Raw genomic sequence first — 13,800 nt, forward strand, 5'->3', positions numbered from 1 at the left:
GGCCGGATATCCGGCCCTCGCACAGCAATAACATTACTCGTCAGCGTCATCCGCAACGTCGTCATCGCTTTCCGCTTCCGGGGCGATATCCTCATCCCCTTCCGCCACGCTGCCGTCGATAGCGTCGAGTTCTTCGTCATCTACCGGTTCAGCAACGCGTTGTAGACCCACCACGTTTTCATCTTCCGCCGTGCGGATAAGGATAACGCCCTGGGTATTACGTCCCACTACGCTGATCTCGGACACTCGGGTACGCACCAGAGTACCGGCATCCGTGATCATCATGATCTGGTCGCAATCGTCTACCTGTACCGCACCGACAACGGAACCGTTGCGCTCGGTCACTTTGATAGAGATAACGCCCTGCGTCGCACGAGACTTGGTCGGGTACTCGTCCGCTGCGGTACGCTTCCCGTAGCCGTTTTGCGTTACGGTCAGAATAGCGCCTTCGCCGCGTGGGATGATCAGAGAGACGACTTTATCGTCTCCCGCCAGCTTAATACCGCGCACACCGGTCGCGGTACGCCCCATCGCACGGACGGCGTCTTCTTTGAAGCGCACCACTTTACCCGCAGCCGAGAACAGCATGACTTCGTCAGAACCAGAAGTCAGGTCAACGCCAATCAGCTCGTCGCCGTCGTTGAGGTTCACCGCGATAATACCGGCGGAACGCGGACGGCTGAATTCGGTCAACGCCGTTTTCTTCACGGTACCGCTGGCGGTCGCCATAAAGACGTTGACGCCTTCTTCGTACTCACGAACCGGCAGAATCGCGGTGATACGTTCGTTGGCTTCCAGCGGCAGCAGGTTGACGATCGGACGACCGCGCGCGCCGCGGCTGGCTTCCGGCAGCTGATAGACCTTCATCCAGTACAGACGGCCCCGGCTGGAGAAGCAGAGGATAGTATCGTGGGTGTTGGCCACCAGCAGGCGGTCGATAAAGTCTTCTTCTTTAATACGCGCGGCAGATTTACCTTTCCCACCACGACGTTGCGCTTCGTAATCCGTCAGCGGTTGATATTTGACGTAACCCTGGTGAGACAGCGTCACGACAACATCTTCCTGGCTAATCAGATCTTCGATATTAATATCGGCGCTGTTGGCGGTGATTTCGGTACGACGCTCATCGCCGAACTGATCGCGAATTAACTCCATCTCTTCGCGGATCACTTCCATCAGGCGATCGGCGCTGCCCAGAATGTGCAGCAGTTCAGCAATCTGCTCCAGCAGCTCTTTGTATTCGTCGAGCAGTTTTTCATGCTCCAGGCCGGTCAGTTTCTGCAAACGCAGATCCAGAATCGCCTGCGCCTGCTGCTCAGTCAGGTAGTACTGACCGTCACGCACGCCAAATTCTGGCTCCAGCCATTCCGGGCGCGCGGCGTCATCACCGGCGCGCTCCAGCATCGCAGCAACGTTGCCCAGATCCCACGGACGCGAAATCAGCGCCGCTTTTGCTTCTGCCGGTGTTGGCGCACGGCGAATCAGTTCGATAATCGGGTCGATGTTAGCTAGCGCAATCGCCAGAGCTTCAAGGATATGCGCGCGGTCACGGGCTTTACGCAGTTCAAAAATAGTCCGACGCGTCACCACTTCACGGCGGTGGCGCACGAACGCTGAAATGATGTCTTTCAGGTTCATGATCTTCGGCTGGCCGTGATGCAGCGCCACCATGTTAATACCGAAGGAAACCTGTAGCTGGGTCTGGGAGTAGAGATTATTAAGCACCACCTCGCCCACCGCATCGCGTTTTACTTCAATCACGATGCGCATACCGTCTTTGTCGGATTCGTCACGCAGCGCGCTGATGCCTTCCACGCGTTTATCTTTCACCAGCTCGGCGATTTTCTCGATCAGGCGCGCTTTGTTCACCTGATAGGGAATTTCATGGACGATGATGGTTTCACGGCCCGTTTTGGCGTCAGCTTCAACTTCCGCGCGGGCGCGGATGTACACTTTGCCACGACCGGTACGGTAGGCTTCTTCGATACCACGACGACCGTTGATGATCGCGGCGGTCGGGAAGTCCGGACCCGGAATATGTTCCATCAGCCCTTCAATGCTGATGTCTTCGTTGTCGATATACGCCAGGCAGCCGTTAATCACTTCCGTCAGGTTGTGCGGCGGGATATTCGTCGCCATACCTACTGCGATACCGGAAGAACCGTTCACCAGCAGATTCGGAATTTTGGTCGGCATGACGTCCGGAATTTTTTCCGTACCGTCATAGTTATCCACGAAATCCACCGTCTCTTTTTCGAGATCGGCCATCAGTTCGTGGGCGATTTTCGCCAGACGGATCTCCGTATAACGCATTGCCGCCGCGGAGTCGCCGTCAATAGAACCGAAGTTACCCTGACCATCCACCAGCATGTAACGCAGCGAGAATGGCTGCGCCATACGAACGATGGTGTCATACACTGCGGAATCGCCGTGGGGATGGTATTTACCGATTACGTCACCAACGACACGGGCAGATTTTTTATAGGCTTTGTTCCAGTCATTGCCCAATACGTTCATGGCGTAAAGTACGCGACGGTGTACCGGCTTCAGGCCATCTCGGACATCCGGCAGCGCACGGCCAACAATGACCGACATCGCATAATCCAGATAGGAGCTCTTCAGCTCTTCCTCAATGTTGACCGGTGTAATTTCTCTCGCAAGGTCGCTCATCTAACCGCTATCCCTCTACTGTATCCCGGATTCAAAGGTCGCAAATTATAACACATTCGCCCACGTACTGGTAAACGGAATGCAGCCAGACAATGCTTTATTCGGGTGCCGCATGCTCTCTTCATTTATAAGCGTGGTCTCGGCGTTTATTGGCGATCGGCTTCAGAGGCGACACAGGGGAGATCGGGGCCTGGCCAGGAAGAGGTTAGAAAATCAATACCTCCCGTGTATACCCGTCATACTTCAAGTTTCATGTGCGTTGGCGGCAAGTTACTCGGCCCATCCCTGGGCCTCGCCCCGTCGGGGTTAGCGCAAGCGCTGTTCAAGACGGTTAACCATTTTATCCTGCAACTCGAATTATTTAGGGGATATGCCGGGAGGCATAAACCATAATCAGTATCACCAGATGCTATTTAATCACATAGGCCAGGTATTCTTTCACTACCTCATCGTTTAATTCCTGACCCAATCCGGGCTGTTCCGGCGCGACATAATAGCCATTTTCCGGTTGATAATCGTGGGTACAAAGTTCCCGAATAGATGCTTTCATCGCATTAGTATGATGCTCATGAATAATAAAGTTGGGAATTGCTGTTTCCATATGCAGCGCGGCTACCGTGGAAACAGGACCGCCGCAAACATGCACCTGTACAGTGGTGTCATAAATATTAGCATAGTCACAGATTTTCTTTCCTTCGGTAATTCCGCCGCAGAGACACAAATCAGGTTGAGCTACGGCAATAGACTGCTTCTCCAGTAATTCCCTGTATCCCCATCTTGTGTAGGAACGCTCGCCAGTGGCGATTGGAATCGTTGTTGAACGGGAAACTTTCTGCATATTATCAGAATTTAATGGATGAATCGGTTCTTCATAAAGAAAGATACGATACTTTTCTATCGCCTTCGCAAATTGAATAGCTGAGTTTGTACCGAGAAGAGAATGGATTTCCACGATAATATCAGCATCATCCCCCATTGCTTCACGCATAGCGGCAATTCGCGCTTCCCCCATTTTTAATTGATCGGCCAGTAACAATCCTGAATAGTTACGATTTTTATTCTGAAAAACACAGTCATCGCCATTACGATCTATTTCGAGTGGATCCACTTTAATCGCATCATATCCATCGTCAAGAGCCGCACGCGCCGCCTCAGCATATTCATCAGGTGTCACTAATATCTGGCGTTTATCCCCCCAACCAAATTGTAACTGACTAGCATAGGTTCTTAATTTTTCATTAGTTTTCCCGCCAAGGAGCTGATAAACAGGTACACCTAAATATTTACCTTTGATATCCCAAAGAGCAATATCAATAGCGCTCATTCCGGCATAAAAAACGTTCCCGCCTCCCATCCCCCAAAAAGTCTTTCTGAAAAAGAACTCCCAAATTTTTTCGATATTTAATGGATCTTCACCCACAATCAATGGCGCCAGATCTCTGATGATCCCTACGCCAGCTTTAGCGCCTGCGCCATAGGCCAGTCCTACTTCGCCAATACCACTTAATCCTGAGTCGGTATTCACCCGAATAAGTACTGGATTATAGGAGGACATCGTTTGATCTCTTTTTTTTAATTCACAGTCAAAAAATTCAATAGACGTAATTTTCATAATTTCTCCATTTATCAGGTTCGTGATACAACATTTGTTTGTTGGCTTTTTTCTTTTTTCACATCAATTTTCATTAACGCCAGAACGGCTACCGCAGCGAAGCAAAGTATTGCCTCTACAATAAATATTCCTGTCGCACCATAATGAGTAGAAACGAATCCCAGTGATTTATTAATCAGGAATCCGCCAAGACTTGAACATGAGTTAATAAACGCAATGCTGACAGCCAACCCTGACGGCGACAATAATGCAGAAGGCAGCGCCCAGTAAGGTCCGTAATAGCTGAGGATCCCAACACCATAGAACGTTAGCCCCAGCATTCTCAGCGACATTGAGGGGACAAGAGCAATCATCAGAAAACCATAGCCTGCCAGAAACATGGGTAATGCAGCATGCCATTTTCGTTCATTCTTTTTATCGGAATGCCAGCCCCACCAGGGCATGCTGAACATAGCGAAAATAAACGGAATACTCATGATTAAACCGACGTCAGTATCCGTAAAATCAGCTGAAAATCCCTTCACCAACCCCGGCAACCAGTAGTTTGCCGCCAGAGCAGCCGCCTGAATCAACATGTAGGCGAAAGAAAGCTGAAGCAAAACTGGATTTTTGATTACGGAAAGAAAGGATGAGTTGGTATTTTTATTTAATGCAGCTGCGGTTTCATTGTCAGTGCGTAATTTATTAACTAAGGCCGATATCTGCTGTGGCGTAAGCCATTTAGCCTTTTCTGGACTGTCAGGCAGTAAATAAAATGTCAGGATGCCAAGGAATACGGTTGGGATACCTTCAATAGCAAAAAGCCAGCGCCAGCCTTCATAATCCGGGGTATTCAAATGCTCGATGATCCAACCAGACATCGGTGCAGCCAATACCGATGCTACAGCAATAGATAACATGAAGAAACTATTGACTTTTCCGCGTTCACGAGCCGGAAACCAGCATGCAAGATAATAAACCATGCCCGGGAAAAAGCCAGCTTCAAATACCCCCAAAAAAATGCGAGCCAGCAAAATATGTTGAGTATCTTTAGCAAAAAAAATCAGCCCAGTTACCGCTCCCCAGCCGATAATAATGGAACTAATCCATTTTCTTGCGCCAAGCTTTTGCAAGCCAATGCTACTCGGAATTTGAAAGATTAAATATGATATGAAGAATATAGAAGAAATATTAGCGAAATCCTCAGGCGTAATACCGAGAGATTCATTCATGCGTAATGCAGCAAACCCAATATTGACACGATCCATATAGTTAAAAAAGTAAAGAATAAAGGCCAAAGGAATGATTTTCCTTTTTACAATACGAATTGCATCGTATAAATTTTCTTGTGGACTACTCATTTTGCATCACCTTTTATGATTCAATGAATAAGGGTATTGACCGGAATCGATGTTACGTAAAAAACAATACAATTCAAAAGCTAATGTGTCATATCTGATATATCAGCAAGCAAACTTAATGAAATATACAATAACAACAATAAAGTATGTAAATTTTCTTATATCTGATATATTAGATCCGTTAATTTTGAATAAATTAATTACAATGGAGCCGGGTTTAACCATGGAGGAGAAGAAAATGAAAAATAGATTAAAGCGTGACTTTAGTCACATATCAATTGAAATACCCAAATCCATCACCCAGGTGATTAAAGAGAAAATAAGGGAGATGATTATCCATGGCGATTTCGATCTTGGGCAAGCGATCAGTGAAAATGAACTATCAAATATTCTGATGGTAAGTAAAACACCAATTCGTGAAGCTTTTATTTGGCTAAGCTATAATGAAAACCTGGTCAACATCATTCCCCGCAGTGGGACATTTGTTTTTTCTGTCACCGACGAGGATATCAATGATCTCATCAAAATGAGGGTTATCCTTGAACAGGGCGCAATTCGTGAAGCGATGGAGAAAAATGCTAACAATGTCATAGTCGAATTAAGCAATATTTTATCGAAGTCAGCAAAAATTAATGCAGAGCGAGATACGCAAGCTTATCTCAAACTGGATCATGATTTTCATTATGTTTTTGTGAAATATGCCGATAATAAATACATTTCGCAAGCACACCTGTTGATCTCAGCACGTTTATTGGCAATTCGCTACAGACTGGATTTTACCGCTGAATATATCACCAGCTCTAACCGGGGACATGCCACTATTTTGGATATGTTAAAAAACAACAACGTCGAGGGCGTCTGTAATTTTATCACGCACCACATCGGTAGCGGTTTTACAGAACGCGCAAGAAAACTTCTTGCGCTGAAAGCGTAATAAAGACGGCAGTAGATATAACGCAGCGACTTTGCACCTGCTATACTGCCCCGATAGATCAATAGCGGAATCTCATGTACTCATGAACACTGAAAAACCGTCGGTAGCTCACAACGTTGACCATAATGAAATCGCCAAATTCGAAGCCGTCGCGTCGCGCTGGTGGGATCTGGAGGGCGAATTCAAGCCATTGCATCGCATCAACCCTCTACGCCTTGGCTACATTACTGAGCGCTCAGGCGGCCTGTTTGGTAAAAAGGTACTCGACGTCGGCTGCGGCGGCGGTATTCTGGCGGAGAGCATGGCGCGTGAAGGCGCTACCGTTACCGGGCTGGATATGGGCTTTGAGCCTTTGCAGGTCGCCAAGCTGCATGCGCTGGAAAGCGGCATCGAGGTAGAGTACTTGCAGGAGACGGTTGAGGAACATGCGGCAAAACACGCTCAGCAATACGACGTCGTCACCTGTATGGAAATGCTGGAGCACGTTCCCGATCCGCAATCGGTCGTCCACGCCTGCGCCCAACTGGTTAAACCCGGCGGTGAGGTGTTCTTCTCAACGTTGAACCGCAATGGGAAATCCTGGCTGATGGCAGTCGTCGGCGCTGAGTATATTCTGCGCATGGTGCCAAAAGGCACGCACGACGTGAAGAAATTCATTAAGCCTGCTGAACTGTTAAGCTGGGTAGATGAAACCGTCCTGAAAGAGCAACATATCACCGGGCTGCACTACAACCCGATAACCAATACTTTCAAACTCGGTCCCGGAGTAGACGTTAACTATATGTTGCATACCCGCGCTAAAAAAGCCTGACATCAAAGAATTTTCCTATAAGGGTTGCGTTAGATCATCGGGCGCAACCTTTCTCTTCGATGAAGAAATCAGCATTCGATCAAATTTTGATTTTTTTTTATGAATTGTTGACATCCTCTCCAGGCCTTATCAGACGCGCATTTAGCGATTCTTACGCTTTTACAACCGCAATTTAACGCCAAAATCAACTCTTGTACTCAAAAGAATCCCTACTAGAATACTCACCATATAGCGTTTCACTTATCGATTACCCCCTATATATAGTATTTATCCACAGAGTTAGTCACAACGTGACGTTGTGGATAAGCGGGGGGATATTTTTCTTTCACGGACAGGTAAACAGGTAGAAAACCACATGAATCAGAGTCTGCTGGTGACAAAGCGTGACGGCCGTACTGAGCGCATCAATCTCGACAAAATTCATCGCGTGCTTGATTGGGCGGCAGAAGGACTGAATAACGTATCGGTTTCTCAGGTCGAGCTACGCTCGCATATTCAGTTTTATGATGGGATTAAGACCTCCGATATCCATGAAACTATCATTAAGGCCGCCGCAGACCTGATCTCTCGCGATGCGCCGGATTATCAATACCTGGCTGCACGTCTGGCGATTTTCCACCTGCGTAAGAAAGCCTTCGGCCAGTTTGAGCCGCCCGCACTTTACCACCATGTGGTAAAAATGGTTGAGCTTGGCAAATACGACAATCATCTGCTGGAAGACTACACGGAAGAAGAGTTCAAGCAGATGGATTCGTTTATCGTTCACGATCGCGATATGACCTTCTCCTACGCTGCCGTTAAGCAGCTGGAAGGGAAATATCTGGTGCAAAACCGCGTGACCGGCGAAATCTATGAAAGCGCGCAGTTCCTCTACATTCTGGTAGCGGCCTGCCTGTTCTCTAACTATCCGCGTGAAACGCGTCTTGACTATGTAAAACGTTTTTACGATGCGGTCTCTACGTTCAAAATCTCGCTGCCGACGCCAATTATGTCCGGCGTGCGTACCCCAACCCGTCAGTTCAGCTCCTGCGTACTGATCGAGTGTGGCGACAGTCTGGATTCCATCAACGCCACCTCCAGCGCTATCGTGAAATACGTTTCTCAGCGCGCCGGTATCGGTATCAACGCGGGACGCATTCGTGCGCTGGGCAGCCCGATTCGCGGCGGCGAAGCCTTCCACACCGGCTGTATTCCGTTCTACAAGCACTTCCAGACGGCGGTGAAATCCTGCTCGCAGGGCGGCGTGCGCGGCGGCGCGGCGACATTGTTCTATCCGATGTGGCACCTGGAAGTGGAAAGCCTGCTGGTGCTGAAAAACAACCGTGGCGTGGAAGGCAACCGCGTACGTCACATGGATTACGGCGTACAGATCAACAAACTGATGTACACCCGCCTGCTGAAGGGCGGCGACATTACGCTGTTCAGTCCGTCTGATGTACCCGGACTATACGATGCGTTCTTCGCCGACCAGGACGAATTCGAACGCCTGTACGTGAAATATGAAAACGACGACAGCATCCGCAAACAGCGTGTGAAAGCGGTCGAACTGTTCTCGCTGATGATGCAGGAACGCGCCTCTACCGGTCGTATCTATATCCAGAACGTTGACCACTGCAATACTCACAGTCCGTTCGATCCGGTTGTCGCCCCGGTACGCCAGTCTAACCTGTGTCTGGAGATTGCCCTGCCAACCAAACCGCTGCACGATGTCAACGATGAAAACGGCGAAATTGCGTTGTGTACGCTGTCTGCATTCAACCTGGGCGCCATTAAAACTCTGGACGAGCTGGAAGAACTGGCTATTCTGGCAGTACGCGCTTTGGATGCTCTGCTCGATTATCAGGATTACCCGATTCCGGCTGCCAAACGCGGCGCAATGGGCCGTCGTACGCTGGGCATTGGCGTGATTAACTTCGCCTACTGGCTGGCGAAAAACGGTAAACGTTATTCCGACGGCAGCGCCAATAATCTGACGCATAAAACCTTCGAAGCCATTCAATACTATCTGCTTAAAGCGTCCAACGAACTGTCGAAAGAGCAAGGCGCCTGCCCATGGTTCAACGAAACCACCTATGCAAAAGGCATTCTGCCGATCGACACCTACAAAAAAGATCTGGATGCGATCGTCAACGAACCGCTGCACTACGACTGGGAACAGCTGCGTGAATCGATCAAAACCCACGGTCTGCGTAACTCCACGCTATCGGCGCTAATGCCGTCGGAAACGTCGTCCCAGATCTCCAACGCCACTAACGGTATCGAACCACCGCGCGGCTACGTCAGCATCAAGGCCTCGAAAGACGGTATTTTGCGTCAGGTCGTGCCGGATTATGAGCATCTGAAAGACGCTTACGAACTGTTGTGGGAGATGCCGAACAACGACGGTTATCTGCAACTGGTGGGTATCATGCAGAAGTTTATCGATCAGTCGATTTCCGCCAATACCAACTACGATCCGTCACGTTTCCCGTCAGGAAAAGTGCCGATGCAGCAACTGCTGAAAGATTTGCTCACCGCGTATAAGTTTGGCGTGAAAACTCTGTACTATCAAAATACCCGCGACGGCGCGGAAGATGCGCAGGACGATTTGGCGCCTTCTATTCAGGACGATGGCTGCGAAAGCGGCGCTTGTAAGATCTGATGAATAGTGCCGGGTAGCGCTATGCTTACCCGGCCTACGATTGTACGGTTTGTAGGCCGGATAAGGCGCTTGCGCCGCCATCCGGCGCTCATCCCATAAAGGATTCACTTCAATGGCATACACCACTTTTTCACAGACGAAAAACGATCAGCTCAAGGAACCCATGTTCTTTGGCCAGCCGGTCAACGTTGCACGCTATGACCAGCAGAAATATGACATCTTCGAAAAACTGATCGAAAAACAGCTCTCTTTCTTCTGGCGTCCGGAAGAGGTCGACGTCTCCCGCGATCGTATCGATTATCAGGCGTTGCCGGAGCACGAAAAACATATCTTCATCAGCAACCTCAAATACCAGACGCTGCTGGATTCCATTCAGGGACGTAGCCCGAACGTCGCCCTGCTGCCGCTCATTTCCATCCCGGAGCTGGAGACGTGGGTAGAGACCTGGGCGTTTTCTGAGACGATTCACTCACGATCCTACACCCACATTATTCGTAACATCGTCAACGATCCGGCGGTCGTGTTTGACGATATCGTGACCAATGAGCAAATTCAGAAGCGCGCCGAAGGGATCTCCGCCTACTACGACGAACTTATTGAGATGACCAGTTACTGGCATCTGCTCGGTGAAGGCACCCATACCGTTAATGGCAAAACGGTTGTCGTGAATCTGCGTGAGCTGAAGAAAAAACTGTATCTGTGCCTGATGAGCGTGAACGCGCTGGAAGCCATCCGCTTCTACGTCAGCTTCGCCTGCTCTTTCGCATTTGCCGAGCGTGAACTGATGGAAGGCAACGCCAAAATTATCCGTCTGATCGCCCGTGACGAAGCTCTGCATCTGACCGGCACGCAACATATGCTGAACCTGTTGCGTAGCGGCGTGGACGACCCGGAGATGGCGGAAATCGCCGAAGAGTGTAAACAGGAATGTTATGACCTGTTCGTGCAGGCAGCGCAGCAGGAAAAAGAGTGGGCGGACTATCTGTTCCGCGACGGTTCGATGATCGGCCTGAATAAAGATATCCTGTGTCAATACGTTGAATATATTACTAATATTCGTATGCAGGCGGTAGGGCTGGATCTGCCGTTCCAGACCCGCTCCAACCCAATCCCGTGGATCAATACCTGGCTGGTGTCCGATAACGTTCAGGTCGCGCCACAGGAAGTGGAAGTTAGCTCTTATCTGGTCGGACAAATCGATTCGGAAGTCGATACCGACGATCTGAGTAATTTCCAGCTCTGATGGGACGCGTCACGCTGCGTATCACTGGCACACAGCTGCTGTGCCAGGATGAACACCCTTCTCTGCTGGCCGCGCTGGAATCACATAACGTTGAGGTGGAGTATCAGTGCCGCGAAGGATATTGCGGCTCCTGTCGTACCCGGCTGGTTGCCGGTCAGGTTGACTGGATTACGGAACCTTTAGCGTTTATCCAGCCGGGAGAGATTTTGCCCTGCTGCTGCAGGGCAAAAGGCGATATCGAAATCGAGATGTAACTCAGTGCAACTCGCTGGTGGAAACCAAAGGCATCACGCCACGTTTTTTCATCTGCACGGCATACAGTGCGCCAGCGAGTACCACCAGCACCGCGCCAGCGACATAAATCATACGATAGCCAACCGACTCAACCATCATTCCCATGATAAAGGCGCCAATCGCCATTCCGGCGTCCATCGCGTTAAAGAACAGTGAATTCGCCACGCCGATTTTATGCGGTTCAACCGAGCTGATAATTTGCGTCTGGAAAACCGGCGTGACCGAACCGTAGCCGATACCGATTAGACCGCCGGAAATAATCATCATGATGCTGCCATTGGTGTAGCCCAGCGCCACCAGACCGATGGTAAAAGCCAACAGGCATGGATAAACAACATATTTCGGCCCTTTTTTATCACAAATATTCCCGGTGAAGGTACGGCATATCATCAGGAAAATCGCGTAGCACAGCAGGAAATTACTGGCCGCCGCCATTAAATCCAGCTCACGCGCATACAGCGCCAGGAAAGCCGACACGCCGGCATAGGAGAAAGTCATAAAAAAGGTGACCAGCGCAAAAGGCAAGGCGGCGCGGTCAAACATCGCGGCAAAACCCAGATTCGGTTTCGAACCATCGGCATGACGAATTACCGGAGGGACCGTCACAATCAGGGAAAGCACAATCCCTAACGCCGCTACAGCGGAACAAAGCCAGAATGCGGCAGTGAACGCGTTCCAGCGGGCCATATTCAAACCGATCCACGGTCCGACGACCATCGCCAGGCCCATCGCTAAAGAGAAAAAGCTGATGCCCTCTCCACGTCGGGAGGCCGGAATTAACCGCGCTGAAATAGTTCCTTTTACCGTGGTAATAACACCAAACGTAATCCCATGAAGTACGCGGATAAAGAGCAGCGACTCGATAGAATGGCAAACCGGATACAGCGCGGTAATCACCAAAAAAGCCAGAGAAGAGAGCACCAGAATCTTTTTATTCGAATATTTTCCCACCCACTGTCCGGCAAATGGCCGAATAACAATTGCCGCGGCCAGGAAACATGTCACTAACAGCCCGGCCTTATCTGCAGAAGCATGCAGGCGGTCAGCGATATAAATGGGTAATAAAGTTAGCAGTACATAAAAAACAAAAAAGATAATAAAACTGACTATGGTGATTGCCCAAAAATCCTTCGTCCATAATTTTTCTTTCATTCTTAACGACCCGTTCAGATGGCGCACGCAGGCAACGCTCAGCTCAACTGAACACCTATCAGGTGCGTCAAAATGTGATGTATTCGATAGAATCACAGTATAAACAAGTGCACTCTATTAGAAAAATTAATCGTTTTAATTATATTGATTAGGTTTTACTAATGACGCTAACCCAAATCCACGCCCTGCTTGCCGTACTGGAGTACGGCGGATTTACCGAAGCCAGCAAACGGCTATACATGACGCAATCCGCCGTCAGCCAGGCCATCTCCGCGCTTGAGGAGGAGCTCGGCGTTGACATATTGATTCGTGAGCGTCGTAAAGAGATTGAGCTTACCGCCGCCGGTAGCCGCATCGTCAGGCATTTACGCGCGATCCAGCGCGACGTCAACGCGGTAAAAGAGATTGCCGAACAAGAAAAAAAGAACCCGGCCCGTACGCTACGGATTGGCTGTTTTCCCAGCGCCTGCGCCTGCATTTTACCCGGCGTCATTCGCTATTTTGAAAGCCATCATCCAAATGTAAAAATTATCCCCTATGAAGAGAACAGTACGGCTATTATTGATTCGCTGCAGGACGGAAGTATTGATGCCGGTTTCGTTCCTTTTCCGGTCAACGGTATGTATTGCGTCCCCATTTACCGGGATAAATTCACCGTAGTGGTGCCTGAAAATCATCCCCTGGCGGCCAATAGTACAGTAACGGTTGAAGAACTGATGGACGAACCCCTTATTGTCAGTAAAGGTCGTTATGAATTAAGCATTATGGCGTTGTTTAAAGAAAAGGGTATTGAGCCGATATTTAAATATGAATTTAACCATCCCGATACTGCGCTGAATTTTATTCGCCAGGGATTAGGTATCGCCTTATTGCCAGAATTAACCTTAAAAGCCACGACAGGAAAATTATGTTCCGTGGCGCTGGAACCCACCTTTTATCGACAAATTTCCCTGTTAGCAAAAGAACCGCCAGTAGAAGGAAGCCCGCTATTTTTATTACAAAAATGTATGGAAACACTGACCGATGAGGGGTTGCTATAAAACAACACCGCCTGATGGCATTGCGTTTACCAGACTTACGCTGGCAAACGTTGCGCCAGGCCG

Annotated in this window: 10 protein-coding genes; 6 read left to right on the plus strand and 4 right to left on the minus strand. The window is 49.3% G+C overall.

Annotation, left to right across the window (positions count from 1 at the left end; translation table 11 throughout):
- Positions 1-33 precede the first annotated feature (33 nt).
- The 3 genes from gyrA to ACLJRH_RS19450 form a co-directional block, all read right to left on the minus strand.
- On the minus strand, positions 34-2,670 hold the full coding sequence (gene gyrA / locus ACLJRH_RS19440; protein WP_001281271.1) for a DNA topoisomerase (ATP-hydrolyzing) subunit A: 2,637 nt from the start codon (positions 2,668-2,670) through the stop codon (positions 34-36).
- A gap of 409 nt (positions 2,671-3,079) precedes the next feature.
- Positions 3,080-4,282: a mandelate racemase/muconate lactonizing enzyme family protein gene (locus tag ACLJRH_RS19445; protein WP_023136792.1), complete on the minus strand. Its 1,203-nt coding sequence runs from the start codon at positions 4,280-4,282 to the stop codon at positions 3,080-3,082.
- A gap of 14 nt (positions 4,283-4,296) precedes the next feature.
- Positions 4,297-5,622 (minus strand): MFS transporter, encoded by a 1,326-nt coding sequence (locus ACLJRH_RS19450; RefSeq protein WP_023136793.1) that lies wholly within the window; start codon positions 5,620-5,622, stop codon positions 4,297-4,299.
- 49 nt (positions 5,623-5,671) lie between these two features.
- On the opposite strand from ACLJRH_RS19450, the gene ACLJRH_RS19455 reads away from it, so the two are divergent.
- The 5 genes from ACLJRH_RS19455 (at position 5,672) to yfaE (ending at position 11,505) form a co-directional block, all read left to right on the plus strand.
- Positions 5,672-6,556 carry a GntR family transcriptional regulator gene (locus tag ACLJRH_RS19455; protein WP_000944714.1) on the plus strand — a complete coding sequence of 295 codons (885 nt, stop codon included), beginning with the start codon at positions 5,672-5,674 and terminating at the stop codon, positions 6,554-6,556.
- A gap of 82 nt (positions 6,557-6,638) precedes the next feature.
- Entirely contained in the window at positions 6,639-7,367 is a 729-nt protein-coding gene (gene ubiG / locus ACLJRH_RS19460) for a bifunctional 2-polyprenyl-6-hydroxyphenol methylase/3-demethylubiquinol 3-O-methyltransferase UbiG (protein ID WP_023136794.1), read from the plus strand.
- 355 nt (positions 7,368-7,722) lie between these two features.
- Positions 7,723-10,008, plus strand: a complete 2,286-nt coding sequence (gene nrdA, locus ACLJRH_RS19465) for a class 1a ribonucleoside-diphosphate reductase subunit alpha (RefSeq protein WP_001528471.1) — start codon at positions 7,723-7,725, stop codon at positions 10,006-10,008.
- A gap of 112 nt (positions 10,009-10,120) precedes the next feature.
- Positions 10,121-11,251: a class Ia ribonucleoside-diphosphate reductase subunit beta gene (nrdB, locus tag ACLJRH_RS19470; protein WP_000332026.1), complete on the plus strand. Its 1,131-nt coding sequence runs from the start codon at positions 10,121-10,123 to the stop codon at positions 11,249-11,251.
- A complete protein-coding gene (yfaE, locus tag ACLJRH_RS19475; protein ID WP_000533921.1) occupies positions 11,251-11,505 on the plus strand; it encodes a ferredoxin-like diferric-tyrosyl radical cofactor maintenance protein YfaE in 255 nt (84 codons plus the stop codon). The genes nrdB and yfaE overlap by 1 nt, the downstream gene beginning before the upstream one ends.
- A 1-nt stretch (position 11,506) precedes the next feature.
- Here the strand turns inward: yfaE and ACLJRH_RS19480 are convergent, their stop codons facing one another.
- Positions 11,507-12,697 carry an MFS transporter gene (locus ACLJRH_RS19480; protein ID WP_000660248.1) on the minus strand — a complete coding sequence of 397 codons (1,191 nt, stop codon included), beginning with the start codon at positions 12,695-12,697 and terminating at the stop codon, positions 11,507-11,509.
- 161 nt (positions 12,698-12,858) lie between these two features.
- Between ACLJRH_RS19480 and ACLJRH_RS19485 the strand changes: the two genes are divergently transcribed.
- Entirely contained in the window at positions 12,859-13,737 is an 879-nt protein-coding gene (locus ACLJRH_RS19485; RefSeq protein ID WP_000176719.1) for a LysR family transcriptional regulator, read from the plus strand.
- Positions 13,738-13,800: the final 63 nt, after the last annotated feature.

This window comes from Salmonella sp. SAL04162 (assembly GCF_046551535.1).
Lineage (GTDB): Bacteria > Pseudomonadota > Gammaproteobacteria > Enterobacterales > Enterobacteriaceae > Salmonella > Salmonella enterica.

Coding starts and splice junctions, on each gene's coding strand:
- gyrA (WP_001281271.1), bottom strand. CDS start 2,670: ATGAGCGACCTTGCGAGAGAAATTACACCGGTCAACATTGAGGAAGAG.
- ACLJRH_RS19445 (WP_023136792.1), bottom strand. CDS start 4,282: ATGAAAATTACGTCTATTGAATTTTTTGACTGTGAATTAAAAAAAAGA.
- ACLJRH_RS19450 (WP_023136793.1), bottom strand. CDS start 5,622: ATGAGTAGTCCACAAGAAAATTTATACGATGCAATTCGTATTGTAAAA.
- ACLJRH_RS19455 (WP_000944714.1), top strand. CDS start 5,672: ATGTTACGTAAAAAACAATACAATTCAAAAGCTAATGTGTCATATCTG.
- ubiG (WP_023136794.1), top strand. CDS start 6,639: ATGAACACTGAAAAACCGTCGGTAGCTCACAACGTTGACCATAATGAA.
- nrdA (WP_001528471.1), top strand. CDS start 7,723: ATGAATCAGAGTCTGCTGGTGACAAAGCGTGACGGCCGTACTGAGCGC.
- nrdB (WP_000332026.1), top strand. CDS start 10,121: ATGGCATACACCACTTTTTCACAGACGAAAAACGATCAGCTCAAGGAA.
- yfaE (WP_000533921.1), top strand. CDS start 11,251: ATGGGACGCGTCACGCTGCGTATCACTGGCACACAGCTGCTGTGCCAG.
- ACLJRH_RS19480 (WP_000660248.1), bottom strand. CDS start 12,697: ATGAAAGAAAAATTATGGACGAAGGATTTTTGGGCAATCACCATAGTC.
- ACLJRH_RS19485 (WP_000176719.1), top strand. CDS start 12,859: ATGACGCTAACCCAAATCCACGCCCTGCTTGCCGTACTGGAGTACGGC.